Source organism: Limnohabitans sp. Bal53 (assembly GCF_003063355.1).
Classification (GTDB): Bacteria; Pseudomonadota; Gammaproteobacteria; order Burkholderiales; family Burkholderiaceae_C; genus Limnohabitans_A.
On sequence record NZ_NESH01000008.1, the window covers coordinates 1 to 17599 of the forward strand.

At 50.4% G+C, this 17599-nt stretch carries 12 protein-coding genes and 3 pseudogenes; all 15 read left to right on the forward strand.

Annotation, left to right across the window (positions count from 1 at the left end; translation table 11 throughout):
- Nucleotides 1-136 precede the first annotated feature (136 nt).
- Nucleotides 137-224: pseudogene (locus B9Z50_RS18185) on the forward strand (integrase core domain-containing protein); the annotation flags it as partial.
- 256 nt (nucleotides 225-480) lie between these two features.
- Nucleotides 481-2340 (forward strand): HAMP domain-containing sensor histidine kinase, encoded by a 1860-nt coding sequence (locus B9Z50_RS16375; protein ID WP_158270698.1) that lies wholly within the window; start codon nucleotides 481-483, stop codon nucleotides 2338-2340.
- 11 nt (nucleotides 2341-2351) lie between these two features.
- Entirely contained in the window at nucleotides 2352-3050 is a 699-nt protein-coding gene (locus B9Z50_RS16380) for a response regulator transcription factor (protein ID WP_108365844.1), read from the forward strand.
- Nucleotides 3051-3209: 159 nt separating this feature from the next.
- Complete coding sequence (locus tag B9Z50_RS16385; protein ID WP_108365836.1) at nucleotides 3210-4907, forward strand: IS66 family transposase; 1698 nt, start codon at nucleotides 3210-3212, stop codon at nucleotides 4905-4907.
- Complete coding sequence (locus B9Z50_RS17825; protein ID WP_199221780.1) at nucleotides 4904-5245, forward strand: hypothetical protein; 342 nt, start codon at nucleotides 4904-4906, stop codon at nucleotides 5243-5245. The genes B9Z50_RS16385 and B9Z50_RS17825 overlap by 4 nt, the downstream gene beginning before the upstream one ends.
- On the forward strand, nucleotides 5197-5775 hold the full coding sequence (locus B9Z50_RS16390) for a Druantia anti-phage system protein DruA (RefSeq protein WP_233249919.1): 579 nt from the start codon (nucleotides 5197-5199) through the stop codon (nucleotides 5773-5775). The genes B9Z50_RS17825 and B9Z50_RS16390 overlap by 49 nt, the downstream gene beginning before the upstream one ends.
- A 159-nt stretch (nucleotides 5776-5934) precedes the next feature.
- Nucleotides 5935-6177, forward strand: a pseudogene (locus B9Z50_RS18190) (MFS transporter); the annotation flags it as partial.
- Between the two features lie 81 nt (nucleotides 6178-6258).
- Nucleotides 6259-6883: pseudogene (locus tag B9Z50_RS16400) on the forward strand (IS3 family transposase); the annotation flags it as partial.
- A 261-nt stretch (nucleotides 6884-7144) separates the two neighbouring features.
- Nucleotides 7145-7930 carry a SapC family protein gene (locus B9Z50_RS16405; RefSeq protein WP_108365845.1) on the forward strand — a complete coding sequence of 262 codons (786 nt, stop codon included), beginning with the start codon at nucleotides 7145-7147 and terminating at the stop codon, nucleotides 7928-7930.
- A gap of 168 nt (nucleotides 7931-8098) precedes the next feature.
- A complete protein-coding gene (locus tag B9Z50_RS16410) occupies nucleotides 8099-9769 on the forward strand; it encodes a TolC family protein (RefSeq protein WP_158270699.1) in 1671 nt (556 codons plus the stop codon).
- Nucleotides 9770-9781: 12 nt separating this feature from the next.
- Nucleotides 9782-10123, forward strand: coding sequence for an SPOR domain-containing protein (locus B9Z50_RS16415; protein ID WP_146183236.1), 342 nt, complete (start codon nucleotides 9782-9784; stop codon nucleotides 10121-10123).
- Nucleotides 10124-10550: 427 nt separating this feature from the next.
- Nucleotides 10551-11408 carry an efflux RND transporter periplasmic adaptor subunit gene (locus B9Z50_RS16420; protein ID WP_108365839.1) on the forward strand — a complete coding sequence of 286 codons (858 nt, stop codon included), beginning with the start codon at nucleotides 10551-10553 and terminating at the stop codon, nucleotides 11406-11408.
- Complete coding sequence (locus B9Z50_RS16425) at nucleotides 11405-13267, forward strand: efflux RND transporter periplasmic adaptor subunit (protein WP_108365840.1); 1863 nt, start codon at nucleotides 11405-11407, stop codon at nucleotides 13265-13267. Before B9Z50_RS16420 ends, B9Z50_RS16425 begins: the two co-directional genes overlap by 4 nt.
- A 21-nt stretch (nucleotides 13268-13288) precedes the next feature.
- A complete protein-coding gene (locus B9Z50_RS16430) occupies nucleotides 13289-15442 on the forward strand; it encodes a hypothetical protein (protein ID WP_146183237.1) in 2154 nt (717 codons plus the stop codon).
- Nucleotides 15443-15461: 19 nt separating this feature from the next.
- A complete protein-coding gene (locus B9Z50_RS16435; RefSeq protein ID WP_108365842.1) occupies nucleotides 15462-17444 on the forward strand; it encodes a helicase-related protein in 1983 nt (660 codons plus the stop codon).
- Nucleotides 17445-17599 lie beyond the last annotated feature (155 nt).

The window sequence follows — 17599 nt, forward strand, 5'->3', positions numbered from 1 at the left end:
AGAGAAAGGAGCTGCAGGACGACAATTGAACGTATAGTTATCCACAGCCAGCGGACATCAAAGCTGGCTCAAGCCCCTGGTCAAAATTCAATCGGCACAGGTGGTCAATATTGGATCGGCGGCAACAGTTCAGTGGCTCAATGGGGAGTTGTTCTACAGCTTGGGCGAAGCGCAAGTGCTTATTGAGCAGTGGCGCATTCACTTCAACACCCTGAGTCCGCATCAATCGATTGATAAAAAGCCACCATCTCCGGGCACCTGGCTACCAAAGACTAAGGCAGAAAAGGTATTGCATTTGAGCCTGTTTCCAGCGATTCCAACACCACAGGAGGTCAGGCAAAGATTTAGTTTACAATGAAATAAAGTTAGAGTAAAAACCCTCACTTACATTAGATCAATATTCAGCGCGGGTCAGTTAAAGTTATGAATAAGATTCTCCCCTTTATATGCTCGATTCTAGTCACATTGCTGTGCCATAGCATGACTTTTGCAAGCACAATAAATGCCGATATCGATTATCTCGTTAGGGCAGACCACATTGACTCATTCACGCCTCCGACGTCGGCCAGTTACACCCAATCTAATGGCAAACTTAGATTAGGCTTTCAACCAGATCCTATCTGGGTTCGCGTCACACTGCCGATTGCGAAAGACGCCAAGTCCCTGCTTTCAAGAGAGATCGGTGTGCGTATTTCTCCATACAACCTATCTCATATATCGCTCTTTGAGTTTGTCAGTGGGCGATGGCTCAGAACGGATGGCGGCGCAAAGGCAGAACGTCGCAGCTCAAATCCCTGCATGGATGGCCTCCATTGCTTTTTACTTAACCCAGAAGCATCCGGACCACGATATTTGCGAATTGAAACACCAGGAATGACGGTCGCTTCAGTAGAAGTGCTCGACATCGGCGTTGTTCGCGATGCCTCCGCGTTAAACTTGGCTAAACTCAGTTTTGCAATCTCAGTCGCGAGCATACTTTTTTTCTTAGGGCTGCTTTTCGCAATAATTGAAAGAAACATGCTGAGCGCAGCATTTCTTGTTTTTCAGACAGCCGTTTTCCTTACATTAATAGGAATGAGCGATCTAACTGTGGCATGGTTTACGGACTTTACGCCGAACACACGGTACTTTCTCACGTACATAGCACTCTTGATTCGAACTGCAGCGTTCGGGCTATTGATACATTCGGTCTTAATAGAGTATCAGTACAAAAACCTTTTTCAAAAGTTGGTAAACCTCCTCTACTTTAGTCAACTCACTGCGGTTATCGCGCTTTTGATTGGCTTCGAGGAAATCAGTCACCATATCAATCTTATTTCGTTGACAGCCCTGCCGGTCATCATTTTTGTGGGCGTGTTCAGCGCAAAGAAATTACCGGCGTACATCAAGTGGCCCCTGCTCGTTGGCGCTTCAATGCTTCTTTGTATCCTGACTTTAGGTATAGCCAGTAGTACCGATTTTGGAGACTGGGGCGACAGCGACTTCCTAATATTTGGTATGGGTGACCCTAGAATGAGTGGGTTGGTTGTAGCGCTTGTCCTGGTATGGATAGTGCTGAATCAGACTAAAGATCAAAAGCTTATACAGCTCGAAGAAAAAAAAAAATTAGATACGGCTGTTACAATGGCTATGCAGCATGGGGAAGCGACTCGGGAGCGCGAATTACTCATTGACATGATGACGCACGAAATCAGAAATCCGTTGAGTACGATTCGGTTTGCTGCGACTGCGTTGGAAAGAAAATTCAATCATTCATTTGAGGATTATGCGCGGATCCGCAGACTGATGGCATCAATCGATCGCATTGATAGTTTGCTTCATCAAGCATCAGTATCAAATAGATTACGTCACACAGACGCGTTCCTGGATAAAGAAGATGTAGATATTTGTGAATTGATTCAATATTGCGTAGATGACATTGATGATAGTGCACGCTATGCGGTGCTGGCTAAAGGTTCAGTGCGTCGCACTCTAAACCGCGAAATGCTGCGGATAATCTTAGACAATTTAGTTGTCAATGCGAAAAAATACAGCCCACCAGGTACTCCGATTCAAATCGCAGTAAAGCGTACCACTCTCCATGAACGAGAGCCCAATGCTTTCGAAGCCCCGGAACACACAGGAGTTGTAAGCATCGTAATCAGTAACCACCTTATCCCCGATGCCCATCCCGACTTATCACGACTGTTTACACCGTATTACCGACACCCAGCGGTGAGTGGGAGGCCGGGTCTCGGACTTGGCTTAGGAATAGTCAAGTCTGCCGCTACGTTGATCGGTGGATTCGTAGAGGCGAGACTCCACGCCGGTGTCATCGATATAGAAGTTTCCTTACCATGATTGGAATTAGTATGACTCGTCTCGTAATTGTTGAAGATGACGCACTCTTAAGGCAAGAGATTGCCCTTCACTTAGGTGGCTATGGATTCGTCGTCGAGGAAGCTAACAGTGGATCCGCATTAAATGATCTAATCTTACGTGAGCCATCCAATTTTTTTATTATCGACATTAATTTACCGGTGGAGAGTGGAATCGAAATCGCTAATCGCATCAGGAAAAGCCAACCAGATGCCGGTATTGTTATCCTGTCTGCCCGTACAGGAATCACAGACAAAATCGCGGGGTATCGAAATGGTGGCGCAGACTTCTTCCTAACCAAGCCAGTCGTTCCAACTGAGCTGGTGTTAGTTTTGCAGGGCCTGGTGAATCGCTCCGAGAATCGCCAAAATCAGAGCGCGTGGCAGTTGAGTCTTCATGATCGGGTATTGCGTTCGCCGAACGGCGACACAGTATTGCGTTTAACCTCGAAAGAGAAGGAACTGATACTCGCACTCACGCAAGCCCCAAAGAAAACCTTGTCATCAGGTGAACTGTGTGACTTGTTTATCAATTCTGAGGGTATGCCGATGACCAAACACGCGCTTGAGGAAGTGATCACACGGTTACGTCGAAAGTTAAAGGGCTGCGATATAACATCGGCAGACACCATGATTCAAGCAGTTTGGGGCATGGGGTATCAATTGTGTACTGTTGTTGTTTTGATGGACTGACACCTGGGGAAATCAGTATCGATGGACCGATGGTAATTGTCCCTTTTTGTCAGGGGTAAATCTGCCCAAGGCCACCCAAGTTCGTAAATATTCGCTGAACCCATAGGTCGTTGTAAAAATTGCTGAACACACTCCCCTTTTTCCACTACCGTTGCACTTGTGCATGCCTCATCTTCACATCCCGCCAACGCTGCCAGCAAAGCCGCTGTTGACGCACCACCAGCGCCATTTGCTTTAGAGTTCGTCACGATCACCAAGCAAGAGCATATCGAATTGAGGCAGGCTGCCAAGTACTGGCAAACGCTGCACCATAAAGCAGTGACCAAGTTCGATCAGCAAGAGGTTCGCCACGACCGCCTCTTACGTGAATTGAAGGCGCAGGCCCTGAAGTCAAATGCAGCGTTGCAGGGCCAACTGGACTTCGCACTAGCGCAGGTGCGCGACCTGCAAAAGCGCCTCTTCGGCGGCAAGTGCGAGCAAAGCCGACCTAGCGAGAGTCGCTCCAAAGCCGCAACATGCCGTAAGCGCGGACAACAGCGCGGCACGATCGGCCATGGTCGCACCATTGAAGCCGAACTGAGCCAGCGCAATGAGGACATTGTTTTGGCGAAGGCGCAGTGTCCCGAATGCGGCCTGGCCCTAAAAGAGTTTGCCGGTACCGAAGACACGCAGGTACTGGAGATCGAGGTCAAGGCCTACAGGCGTGTTATTCACCGCCATCGCTATGTGCCAGCATGCCAATGCGGCTGTGTCCGAGGGATCGTCACCGCACCGAGTTCTGCCCGGCTCATCGCGCGGGGTAAGTTTGGTATCTCAGTGTGGACCAGCGTATTGCTCGACAAGTTCGCTTATGGCCGACCCAGTCAGCGTCTGCTGCAGGACCTGGCCGATCACGGCTTGAATATGGCGCCTGGCACTTTGGCCGGTGGGCTACAGGCCATAGCGCCCTTGTTCAAGCCTCTGGACAATGCGCTGCTGTCAAAGCTCCGTTGCGAGCCCTATTGGCATGCCGATGAAACCCGTTGGGCTGTCTTCGTCGACATCCTGGGCAAGCTTGGCCACCGCTGGTACATGTGGGTGTTTCAGTCGTGCTCGGTGGTTCACTACGTGGTCGACGCGTCGCGCGCCGCTGAGGTGATCATGGCCGAACTGGCCGGCGTCGATCAGGGCATCATCAGCTGCGACCGCTACTCTGGCTACAAACGCTTTGCCCGGCTCAACCCCGGGGTGAAACTGGCTTTTTGCTGGGCTCATCAAAGACGCGATTTCTTGGACCTGGCCAACGCCTACCCTGAGAGCTCACAGTGGGCGCTGCAGTGGGTCGACACGATTGGCAACTTGTACCACCTCAACGCTGTGCGGCTGAAGCTCCTTATAGGCAGCCCCGAACGCCTAAGCGCCCAACTCGATTTAGAGCAGGCCGTGCGGCAAATGGCCAGCGACTGCGCGGCAGGCTTGGCCCATCCTGAAACCTTTCCTCCAGCGGCCAAAGTGCTGGAGAGCATGACCGCTCACTGGGCCGGCTTGACTGTGTTTGTCGCCTGTCCATGGGTTGACATTGACAATAACGCCGCCGAACGCAGCATGCGTTCACCCGTCGTCGGAAGGAAAAACTTCAACGGCTCCGGCTCTGAAGGATCTGCTGAGTTGGCCGCTACGATGTACAGCTTGTTGGCCACCATGAAGCTGTGGGGCCTGAATCTGCGAACCTGGCTGACGGCCTATTTGCAGGCTTGCGCCGATCATGGCAATGCGCCACCAATCGATATCAACGCCTTTCTACCCTGGCAGATGGATGCCCAGCGTCTGGCGCAAATGCGAGCGTGCCGCCCGCAAGAAATACCCAACACGTCATGACCATTTACTGCGCGCGCGACTTCAGCCCTGATGACATCCAGACCATCCGCGACCTCATAGCGCACAACCCCAAGCTGCAGCGATCCGCACTATCGCGCCAACTGTGCCAGCTGTGGGGATGGACCAAGCCCAATGGGCAGCTCAAGGACATGACATGCCGCGTGGCACTGCTGCGCATGCAAGCCGATGGACTCATTGAGCTGCCACCGTCGAGAATCGGCGTGGTGCGCAAGCGAGCGAGCTTTCCCAGCACCAGCGCAAGCGATGCGCAAGCGATGCGCAAACCCCTATCAAGCAGCCCGTCCATGAGCTCGCGCGCGTCACACTGCAAGTGGTGAGTGGCAAAGCCACTTCGCTGCTGTGGAATGAATACATGGCGCGCTATCACTACTTGGGCTATGCGGCCATGTCGGGTAGTCAGATTCGCTACAACGTATTTGCCGGGGAGCAACTCGTTGCCTGCATCAGCTTTTGCGCATGCGCCTGGAAATTAAAAGACAGGGAGAGGTTCATTGGCTGGAGCGAAGAGCAGCGGCAAAAGAACTTGCAGTTGGTGATCAACAATGCGCGCTTCTTGGTTCTGCCATGGATCGAGTCCAAAGGCTTGGCCTCAAAGATACTCTCCTTGGCTGCCCGTCAGTTGCCCGGGGACTGGAAGCACAGATATGGTTTTGAGCCCGTGCTGCTAGAGACCTTTGTGGAATACGAGCGCCATAAGGGCACTTGCTACAAGGCTGCCAACTGGATCAATGTCGGACGCACAGCGGGCAGGGGCAAGAAATCTACCAGCCACGAGCGGCTACTTCCGGCAAAAGACATCTGGCTTTACCCGCTGCGCAAAAACTTCGCCACACTTCTGTACAAATAGCAAAACGGGTTCACCGAATATTTACAACTCGGGTGGTCTTGGCGTAGTGAGTCGCTTACTTTTTGGCTGGGTATCCGATCACAACGGCGGCTTAAAGACATTAATCGTTATTTCTGGACTTCAAGGCTTGGCCTTGGCGTTGTTTTACCCTTTGACGGGGTGGTTGCGCTTTACGTCATTGCAGGTTTGTTTGGCCTCTTTCAGGGCGGTATCGTGCCTGCCTACGCTATCGTGATCAAAGCCTACTTTCCCATTGAAAAGGTCGGCGGACGCATTGGGACCGTTATTTTCGGCACTCTCATTGGCATGGCGTTTGGTGGTTGGATGTCTGGCAAATTGTTTGACCTCACAGGCACCTATGCCGCGGCTTTTTGGAATGGTATCGCGTGGAACTTACTGAATCTCACGATCTGTATCTGGCTATATTCCAGAACTAAACGGAGTCCAACTCTTGGGGGTCAGTTCAAATCCGGGGCGATTCACATGGGATTACACGGTGTGCGCAGGGGCAAAGTCGTGCGCACCACGGTCCCTGACAAAGCAGCGCTGTACCCGCAGGACCGGGTCAATCGCCAGTTCAAAGCAGACCGACCAAACCCGTTGTGGGTGTCGGACTTCACCTATGTCAGCACCTGGCAGGGCTGGCAATAGGTGGCCTTTGTGAACGATGTGTTTGCCCGGCGCATCGTGGCCTGGCGGGTGAGCAGTTCGCAGCGCACGGACTTTGTGCTCGATGCACTGGAGCAGGCCTTGTTTGACAGGCAACCTGAACGCTCAGATGCATTGATACATCACTCGGACAGAGGGTCTCAATCTGTTTCCATTCTCTACACCGAACGCCTGGCCCAAGCTGGGATAGAACCCTCGGTGGGCAGCCGTGGCGACAGCTACGACAACGCCGATCAATGGGTTGTACAAGGCTGAATTGATCCATCGCCGTGCCCCTTGGGAAATCAAGGAAGCACTGGAACTGGCGACCCTCGAATGGGTCGCTTGGTTCAACCACCACCGACTGCTGAGCTCGATTGGGTATATTCCACCGGCTGAAGCTGAGGTGAACTACTACCGGCAGCTAGCCGCGAAGAACGAGACCGAGGTCTCAACTTAATCCAACTGGCCTCCACGAAATTCGGGGCGATTCACTATGAGAAGTTTCTATAGGTTTGGTGGAATGCCAATTTGTGTGATTTTGTGAGGAAAAAATCGGAAAAAAGCCTAAACTTGACACAATGCTATGCGGTGGCGATGCGACATTAACAAGCGAAATTGCCATGCGAGCACTGCGTTAACTTCTTTATGGTTCCGTCTACACACAAGGACGCAACCGAGCTTTAGCTCCAAAATGCAACACTAAATGATTAGGAAAAATATGCCACAAAACATTGTCCCAATTAATGCTGAACGCCACGCATCCAAAAAAATCAAGGAAAGTAAAGGCTTTGATTTTGCGTCTGAATTTCACATCGCGTACGTCACCATGCACGAGTTCGCTCGAGCCGCTTCGATTTTCCCAATCGTTTTTCTTGAGGATAAGCAAAAAGATCAATTCCGTCCTGTCGTTTTAATGGGTCTGAATGCTGGCGAAAACTTATTTGTAGACGAATCTGGGCAATGGCAGGCATCGTATGTGCCTGCCATTATCAGACGATACCCGTTTGCTCTCTCGCCCGCCGGATCAGACGGACGTTACGTGGTGTGCATTGATGAAGGCAGCCCGCAAGTTAGCGACACAGAAGGATCATCTCTTTTTGACGAAAACGGGAAGCCAACACAAGTAATCGAAAACGTCAAACGATACTTAGGTGAACTCCAGCAGATGGACGGTCTTACCAACGAATTCGCTGAGTTTTTGTCAGCAAATAACATGTTGACACCCTTAAACATGCGAGTTCGCGATAACGACAAGGTAAAGAACTTGACGGGATGCTATGTTGTAAACGAAGAACGCTTGAATAATCTTTCAGATCAAAAGTTCTTAGAAATCAGAGCCAAGAATTACCTCCCGCCTCTCTACGCCCACCTAATCTCGCTTGCGCAAACCGAGCGTTTAGTCAAGCTACAAGATGATCGGATTGCTGCCGCTGAGTCCGCGGTTACTGCCCATACCAGCAAAACAAAAACCAGCACAAAAACCGATCAGATCAAAACTCATTGAAAAATAAGCTGCTACCCATGGGTGAACAGATCCACGACAGCAGCATGCTCAAGGCTCAAAGTGCACCGAGTTGCCGGTAGGAGATGGATACATGTCATCAATTAAGGGATCCCGCCCGAGCTCGAAACACCTGATAGCCATATTATGAAACTTGGGTTTAGCCGGCCGATGAATCTTTCAAAATGTATCTTTCTACGCGCAGTGTTGGGTTGTGCGACTTTAGTAGTAACACAAAACGGCTATGCGCGGGAACTGGTCCACGATGACTCGCTGCGACTCACCCCTGCTGCGTTTATACAGCTTTTGGTTGAACGTAATCTTGAGATTCGATACGCTAGAGAAAGTGCCGAGGTCAGTCGCTATATTAGTTTGAGTGAAGATGCCCTTTATGAAACAAAAGGACTGATTGGCCTACGTAATGATGGTATCAGCCGGCAGCGAACCGTCGAAGAGAGAAAAGGCATCTTCGGGAACTTTGATCCAGCCAGTCCAAGCGTATTAAATCAAAAAGATCGAAGCGCGGAAGTCGGCCTGAGCCAGAAGCTGCCATCAGGTGCAGAGCTGGCAGTCAGTTACCGGATTACAAGAAAAAATGACAATGTAACCGCGATAGATCACTCAACCTCCAAAGAGTTCAATACGGTACTCAGTCTTAGCGTGAAGCAGCCACTACTTCGAAATGCTGGACGCTCGGTCACGGAAACCGACCGTCGCGTAGCTGAAATAGAGCACCAAATCCAAGCGATCCAATTTGAACAGCAAATAGCGAAGTCCGCTGTTGATGGCCTCGCCCAGTATTGGAACGCATATCGGGAACAAGCGCACATGCACTTGCTGCACGAAGCTGTAGCCAAAACCGAGGAATCTATCGCTGATGCCCGTGCAAGAGCTGTCGCGGGGCGATCACCAGCTGCCTTAGAGCGCGACCTTCAAGGCGTCTTGCTCAACAGGCGCGCCGAATTGATGAGAGGGGAAAACTCGTGGAGAGAGGCGCAGAGCCAGTTAGCAACCGCTCTACATCTCGATTGGGACGCGCGCGCCAACCGTGAAATACTAGATATACCAACCCACTCACCAAACGAGAATCCGCCTACAGATAACCAGGATGCCCTCGGTGAATGGCCGCTGTACCGCATCGCCTTACTGAAACAACAGCAAGCTCAAGTTCGGCTTGATTACGCTGCAAACCAAATGAAACCGGCGCTAGACCTTGTTGCTGGCTATTCCGGAACGGGATACGGAAGCAGCGCGATAGACGCGAGAAACACTGCTGCGAAGATTCGCTTCCCTACTTGGTATGTTGGAATCAACATGGAGCTACCATTAAACGGTAATCAAAGAGCCACACAGCAATTTCTAGCACAAGGCAGTCGACTCACTCAAGCGGACTTGGAGATTGAGGCTGTCAAACGCAGTTTCGAAAACGACCTAAATGTAAAACGCGAGTCGCTACGCTCATCAACCATAAGCCTTCGCTTGGCGCAGGAAGAAGTAGCTCTAAGAGAGTCTATTTTAAAAAATGAACAGGCTAGATTACGTTTGGGATCCGGTCAGCTTAGTGAGGTGATTCGCCAATATTTCGAATTAGTCGATTCACGCAGAAGAGCCATAGAGAACAGATCACGATATGAGGTTGCCGTCGCAAATTTCCAATTTGTGACAGGGTTCCTATTGAGCACGTACAACGTCCAAATACAGGGTATGAGTGCTTTCAGCAGGACAGGCCACTCCTCACCGCAGGCGTCACCAACCTTGTCTACCAGCATTCCCTTGGAGAAGCCGCATGCTGAGAGCCTGCCGACGGACACGGCGGCAGTGGTAGACCGAGCCTCGAAGTAAGAAGGGGCCCAGGTGACCTCGCAGGCAGAGAGCAAACGCAAGCAACCGACTTTAGCCGGTGACATGGACAGCGTCGCGCCGGCTGTCAGTGCTGACCCGTCGCGTTTTGACTACCCCGACGACGGACGTCGTCGCGTGATTCAGGTAGGGGTTTTTGTCGAGAATAGCCAGGCACGTTCCCTGCGCCAGCGGCTTTTGCGCAACGGTATTGCGACGCTGGTAAATGTCGCTACCGTGCAAGGAGAACGATCGATTCGTATTCGCGTAGGTCCATTCACCAAGGCCGCCGAGCTACAGTCCAAGATTGACGAAATCAAAGCGATGGGCCTGGATGCACGCGTGTTGACCTACTAAGAAAACGCCATGACATGTTTACTCTAACCGAGGCTGGGCCTCGAGCATGTCAGTGTGTTCGTTGCTTTATGACTTTTTATGCCTTCATTTTTTTAGGTGTCATCATCGCCTCTCGACATGTGATCTCTGTCTCTGGGCTGCACCTAGCCGATCGGTCGCTAGTGAAACGCTTTCGGCTTCTCCGGCTCGGGGTCACTATTTGCAGCATGACGGCGCTTGGCTTCAAAAGTGAACCAAGGAGGAGCAGCACGACTATTGGGTATTTCTAGTTAGGCTATCTACAGCTAAGCAAACTGGTTTTGCTGGGAAACCTAACGTACGAAAAATCGACTCGACGAATCCCGAATTAGCGGACGAACAATCGGGACATAATAGCAAAGCTCCAACATCCATCGTCAACGATAAATAGCTAGCGACGAACGAAAATATGCCTAATCGGTTTAAAGTCAAAACAACTTGCAGGCGTTTCTATCGAAACGCACTGGCCGTACTTTGGATATCATTATTCTCCGCATCCGTCTACGCGGATGTGTTTGTCGGTTTGGTTTACCCCAAACATGAGATCACTCTAAGCGCGGGTGTTGGTGGACTGTTGACCAAGCAGTTGGTCGGTTTGGGTGAGCGCGTCACAATGGGTAAGCCGCTTTTGCAACTAGATGAGCGTTTACAGGCAATCGAAACAGAGCGCCGCAGAGTGATACTCGAGGACAAAAGCGAATTGTCTTCAACCAGAGATAAAACGAGAATTCTTGAAATGATGCTAAACGATAGCAAAGCGGTTTACGCAGCAACCGCCTCGATCAGTAAAGAGGAGCTGCTGCGACTTGAATCAGAGTATTTATCGTCTGCAGGACGTTTAGAACAACTTATCGCTGAAAAAAGAAGAGAGCAACTCGACTATGAGTTTGCAAAGCGTGAGCAAATTCAGCGCAGCATAACAGCGCCTGTAAATGGAATTATCACTAGGGTTTTGTTGAAACCTGGTGAATGGGCAAAGCCAGGCGATCCCCTACTCATACTGGTTGATGCCTCCACGGTTATTTTGAAGGTAGCCGTTCCACACGGCATAGTGAACCACCTGAAACTAGGCTCTTCGAGGGAGGTAGAACTCGAAATAGGTAGCTTAACTCCGAGAGCGACCGGCCGAATCACCTTTATATCGCCCGTCGCAGATCCAACGAGTGGACTTGTGGAGGTCGAAATTACCATTGGCAATTCAGCTGGCAACATCCGGCCAGGGGTCAAAGGAACAATCAACATCCTGGACACGGAAAAATTACGGTGAACAGCGTCACAACCTCCACCGCTAAATCCCACCTAGAAACAACTGTTGAGCTAGATGTGAGGGCGTTGATCACACAGCTCAGAGCGCTACAACAGGCCGCTCACATAGAAGTTGATTGGCAGCTTTATTGCGAGATCATGCGTAAGCTTTGTAAAGCTGAACGCAGCGCAATCGTCATGGAGCTGACGGACAGCCACACAATTGATCAACGAGCGCAGTCTTGCGAAACAATTGGTTGGCAGCCAATGACAGTTATGCCACCCGGCAGCGACCTTCTACCTAATGCAAAAACTCGTGGCTACGCGCACGCCCCTGCCAGAGATGAAGATGGACGCTCTTGGTTAGTGCTCGTTTTAGCTCTTCAGGGCATTGAGCAACATTTTTTAATCTTGAATATTGAACCTCAGCACCGTAACCAGCTGAATGAGATTGTTCTTAGAGGGCTACTTTGCAGCGACTTCAACCCTGCCCCCATACAAAACGCGTTACAGGTAAATTCACCGCATTTAGGAAAGATGTTGGCGCTAGCAGCGGAAGTCTCACAGCAAGAACGTTTTGAATCGGCTTGTCTGTCTTTGGTTAACGGCTTAGTCGTCGCATGGGAGCTAAAGCACGCCAGCCTAGCGTGGCTAGACGGACGCCAAATCAAAATGGCGGCTATTAGCCACTTAGACAGATTCGAAAGTGACTCCTACCAAACTCAACTTATTGAGAAAGCGATGGCGCCAGCCCTCATCGAGGGCAATGAGGTGTGGTGGCCAGACACTGAAGCGAGGCTGATTGACTCAACAGCAATGCTGGATGTTGCAGAACTCCTGGGCTCGGAAGAGATGGTGGCTGTTCCTATTCTGAATACGCAGGGCCGTCCTTGCGGTGCGTTGTTACTGGGGTACGCGACTTCAGTAAACAGGCGCTCAGATCTCGAACCTCTCTATATTTCCTTGGAGTTACTGAGGCCCAGACTGCAGGACCTGTGGGCCGGCTCGCTCAGTCTCCCGCGGCGTATCAGACGCGCCACGCATAATGCCTCTCAACGTCTGTTTGGGCCAGAACAACCACTACTCAAATTGAGCGGTCTTGGCGCTTTTTTCTTACTGGCCTATATGGTGTTTGGCACATGGAATTATCGCGTCGACGCAACGGCAAATATCACTACCGACGAGACACAGATTCTCAGTGCACAGTTTGATGGGCGTATTGACCGCGTATCTGGGACTGCTGGGGATTGGGTCGCGGATAGGCAAGTTTTGGCGACGATGGATACGAAGGATTTGCAGCAACAGCGAAAAGAACTGGAGGCTGACGTACAAAAAGCAGAAACAGAAATCAATAAATCACGTGCCGAGAGACGAATGGCGGATACCGATATTGCTCAGGCGAGGCTGAATCAAGCACTGGCCAGGAGGTCTCGTATTGACAATAATATTTCAGAGGCTACTATCCAAGCCCCCTTCAGTGGCGTGATTGTCGAGGGAGAGAGTAAAGAACTTTTAGGCGCACCTGTAAAAAAAGGTGACAAACTTTTCAGAATCGCAAAAATAGAGGGGTTTTACGTTTCTCTGCTGGTTTCTGAGAGAGAGATGCGTCACATTACCCCGCAAGCCAAAGGCGAATTTGTACTCATCAGTAATCCAGATGCAGTTATCGCCATTCGGATCACATCGCTGATACCCATCGCAAAAGTAAATGGTCAGGAGGGGAATCAATTTTTGATTAAGGCGGAGCTACTTGAACCGCCTGCCCAATGGTGGCGTCCAGGGATGACTGGATTGGCTCGAATAGAAGTTGGCGAGAGAAATGTTGCCTGGATCTTGACGCATCGTCTGGTCGATGGGTTGAGACTGAAACTATGGTGGTAAGGAATATTATTTCAAGAGAACATGTCCAATAGCATTTTCAATGACGCATGGTTTCGTGTCTCTGGCCTGCGAGTCGCCCTTTTGGATAGTGTTGAGCACACCACACAGCAATTTCGTGGTCGCACTTGGCACGTCTTACAAGACCGCTATTCACAGAAGTACTTTCGATTATCGCCGCAAGCCTTTTACTTCATACAACATTTAACTCTCAGCCACTCAGTTGAGGAGGTTTGGGAGTCTTTTGTAAACTCTCATCCGCGTAACGCACCCAGTCGCGAGGAAGTGATACAGCTATTGTCGCAGCTGCACACATCCAATCTACTTTATTCACTGCACGCTTCCGATAACGAGGCAATCGTGAAGCGCTACAAAAATCAAAGAAGAAAAGAGATTCTTGCCAAACTTGGCGCCTTTCTATTTGTAAGGGTTCCCCTGTGGAATCCCAATACATGGCTCAATAGCATTCGACCGCTAACTAATGCACTCACAGGTTGGTGGGCACTCTGTATCTGGCTTCTAGTGGTTGTGTTAGGAAGCGTAGTGGCATTTGAGAACAGAAATGCGATCGGCGATCAGTCACAAGGTGTGCTTTCTGCAAGCAATCTGCCTTGGCTTTACGTAAGCCTTGCTGGACTGAAATTAATTCATGAGCTCGGTCACGCTTTCGTGTGCAAACGCTTCGGTGGCGAAGTGCGCGTGATGGGGCTGATGTTTTTGATATTCACCCCATTACCCTACGTGGATGCCAGCAGCAGTTGGGGTTTTCCGAATCGCCTACACAGAATATACGTGTCATTCGCGGGTATGGCTGTAGATTTCTTCTTTGCAGGTATCGGTGCAATCGTTTGGTCCAATACAAGCCCTGGACTACTCAACGCGCTAGCGTTCAATGTCATGCTCATCGGATCGATATCAAGCGTCCTATTTAATGGTAACCCGTTACTCCGATTTGACGCCTATTACATGCTTAGTGACTTCTGCGAGATACCCAACCTTTATCAAAAAGGACAACAACAATGGAAGTACTTTGCTGACCGCTATCTGCTGGGGACTGTTGCAGCGCATAACCCAGCTACTGATGAAAAAGAGTGGTATTGGCTAACCACCTACGGATTTTTAAGTGCGCTTTACCTTATCGCGGTCACTTTAGGTATCTCACTCTTTTTACTCGAGTTTTGGTTACCACTCGGAATTCTCGTTTTGGTGATGACGCTTTATTCAAGAATTATCTCTCCAGGATTCAATCTTTTTAAGCACCTACGAGGAAACGCGACCCAGGGTAACCGTACCCGTGCAGTTGGAGTAACTGCTGGAATTATCGCTAGCCTTTTTCTAATCATCGGAGTTGTCCCTGTTCCAGACGAGATCAAAACAAAAGGTGTCGTCGAGACCGAAATCTCTGGGAAGGTATACATCCGCACACCTGGGCGACTGGAACACTTATTTGTAACGCACGGGGACTGGATAAAAAGTGGCGACCTTATCGCGAAATTTGTGAATCCTGATTTGGATATCGATATCTTGATCAGTAAGTCACAGCAAGCAGAGGCTAGGGCAGTTTACAGACTTGCTTTGGAGCAGGCGCCGGAAGAGTTGCGCGTAATTCAGGAGCGCATCAAAAGCCTAGAGTCTCAGCTAGAGCGACTCCAGGAGCAGCGAGACGAGCTAAGCGTCTACGCAACGATGGATGGCAAATGGGTCGCCCCTGACATTCACCAACTCCGCGGTAGCTGGCTTCGCAGCGACCAGGTTCTTGGTGAAGTTGTAGATCCACACAACCTCAAATTTTATGCAGTAGTTCCCCAAGAAGAAGCGGACATTCTTTTCAAGACCACATACAACAAAGCCGAAATACGCTTGGTCGGACAAGCGGACATCAATCTCCCCGTACCAACGCTAACGGTCATACCCTTTCAGCGGGAGAAACTCCCATCTGTCGCTTTAGGCTGGCTGGGGGGTGGAGATATCGCCGTCGATACAGACGAGCCTGACGGCATGAAAAGCAAAGAACCTTTTTTCATTGTGCAGGCAGCGCTGCCTGCAGAGGCCCCTAACGTCGGTACCGTTCTTCATGGAATGTCAGGGACACTTCGATTCGCCCTGCCTAACCAAACGCTTGGCTCACAAATGCTACGCTCTCTAAAGCAGTTGATGCAAAAGAGGTTAGAACTTTGATCCGCCCGCCGAATACCTGATGAGTACGACAACCCACTGGTACGCCCCCCAAGATGCCAGCCTAACACCGTGGTACAGCCTGGAGGGTTGGCTTTCACTTATCCGTCATCAAAGCGGTTACGGATACAGGCGCTTATGGCGCAGCGCAGTTGATCTAAATCAAAAGCTCCACACATCACCGCTAGAAAATACCGCACCCACATCAGATGAATTATCTAACGCTCGCTCAGATATTTATAAGCTTGAGATCGGAGGAAGCGCCGGCGATCAAAAGTTAACAAATTTGGCTACCAAAATTGCAGCCCTTGAAGTTGTCTCCAAGGTTGCGTGTCATGAGCTTGGCCAGCGCCCATCACTCCCTCAGATCTTAGCTGCCTTGGCAATGACCGAGGGATACCTTATTCAGCTCGCACCGGGTGAGGGTAAGACACTAGCTATTGGGATTGCCGCCGTTATATTCGCGTGGGGTGGGAAGCCCTTGCACATCGTAACTTCAAATGATTACCTCGCAAGCCGAGATGCGCGGCTGTTGAGCTCGTTTTACGGTGCCTGCGGCGTGAGCGTCGCGTCGATCACTTCTGACACGCCTTCACATGAAGTTGCGCTTTGCTATAGAAAGCAAGTGGTCTATGCGACCGCGAACCAGCTCTTAGCTGATTTTTTACGAGATGACATCCTCGTAAATGGATCGCGAGATCCGCTATCCCGCCGGCTATGGCGATTTGAAAACCAGACGCTTAACCGCCAACCTGTCATGCGAGGCCTGCACGCTGCAATTATCGATGAGGCAGATGGTGTTTTGATTGATGAGGCCACGACGCCACTTATCATCGCGAGTCCTGAGGAAGATAAAACTGACATGCTTCAAGCGATTCGCCTAGCCAGAGACTTGGTAGGGGAGCTAAAAGTTGGGCTTCATTACACGCTTTACGCAAAGGGTACTGACGCTGTCCACTTTAGCGATCTAGGTAAGCAAATAATCGAGCGACTCGCAACAGCGTTCAACAGCTACTGGCAGTCCCAGACTAGGCGGGAAGAGATCTTCAGACTTGCGGTGATGGCCAGAGAGGTCTACCAACGCGACCGGCACTTTATCATTCTAGATGGTGCGGTGGTGATCGTTGATGACAGTACAGGTCGAGCCATGCCAGGTCGCTCTTGGAGTCATGGCGTACACCAATCGATAGAGGCTAGAGTGGGTGTGGAAATGACCCCATTAACCAAAATTTCCGCACGAATGACCTTTCAGGAATTTTTTCGACACTACCACCGCCTGAGTGGCGCTAGCGGTACCTTGCAAGGATTGGATTTTGAACTGTGGCAAACCTTTGGTCTATTCATCCTTCGAGTCCCTCCTCAAGCCCCCTCTCGACTGGATGTCATGCCGCAGCGAATCTTTCGTACACGAGCCGAAAAGTTAACAGGCTTGATCAGTCAAGTCCAAGCACTAAACCGTAAGGGACTACCTGTACTGGTTGGAACCAGGAGAATCCTAGACAGCGAAGAAATAGCTAATATATTGCGTGATCAGGGATTTAGCTGTGAAGTTATCAACGCGAAGGAGCATGAAACCGAAGCTCAAGTTGTATCGCGGGCTGGTCAAAAAGCTGCTATCACGGTCGCAACCAACATGGCTGGCCGCGGGACAGATATCGGTATATCGCGGCATATAGCAGCAATCGGTGGATTGCAAGTACTCATGTTTGAAGTGCACGAATCGCCTCGCATTGACTGGCAGCTATTTGGCCGAGCAGGACGGCAAGGTGCGAGGGGATCTGCTCAAGCGTTCATCTCTCTTGAGGAAGAACTTATTACGCGATTCTCACCTGCATGGGTAAAACCTTTTTCCAAACTAATCCCGAATACGCTGACGGAATCAAAACTAAAAATTCTTCAATGGTTTTCTCAGCGGCACGCGAGTCAGATTGCGAAACGACAACGACGTTATTTAGCATACATTCAGAGAGAGTTGCGGGAACAGCTGGGGTTCTCTAAAGGCTAAGGCCCCAAACCATAAATGGATACGGTGCGCGAACAAGAGACCCGACATCGCAGCGCACTTCTATGTGGACAGACCTTCGGTCACCCAGCGGTATAAACTTTGCTGGTCCGGTATCTCTATGCAGCGAGTTGACGCTAAATATCTGCAATCAGGAA

Excerpts from the sequence above, each read along its gene's own strand:
- B9Z50_RS16420 (WP_108365839.1), top strand. The coding sequence starts at position 10,551 with ATGCCTAATCGGTTTAAAGTCAAAACAACTTGCAGGCGTTTCTATCGA.
- B9Z50_RS16410 (WP_158270699.1), top strand. The coding sequence starts at position 8,099 with ATGAATCTTTCAAAATGTATCTTTCTACGCGCAGTGTTGGGTTGTGCG.
- B9Z50_RS16405 (WP_108365845.1), top strand. The coding sequence starts at position 7,145 with ATGCCACAAAACATTGTCCCAATTAATGCTGAACGCCACGCATCCAAA.
- B9Z50_RS16375 (WP_158270698.1), top strand. The coding sequence starts at position 481 with ATGACTTTTGCAAGCACAATAAATGCCGATATCGATTATCTCGTTAGG.
- B9Z50_RS16430 (WP_146183237.1), top strand. The coding sequence starts at position 13,289 with ATGTCCAATAGCATTTTCAATGACGCATGGTTTCGTGTCTCTGGCCTG.
- B9Z50_RS16380 (WP_108365844.1), top strand. The coding sequence starts at position 2,352 with ATGACTCGTCTCGTAATTGTTGAAGATGACGCACTCTTAAGGCAAGAG.
- B9Z50_RS17825 (WP_199221780.1), top strand. The coding sequence starts at position 4,904 with ATGACCATTTACTGCGCGCGCGACTTCAGCCCTGATGACATCCAGACC.
- B9Z50_RS16435 (WP_108365842.1), top strand. The coding sequence starts at position 15,462 with ATGAGTACGACAACCCACTGGTACGCCCCCCAAGATGCCAGCCTAACA.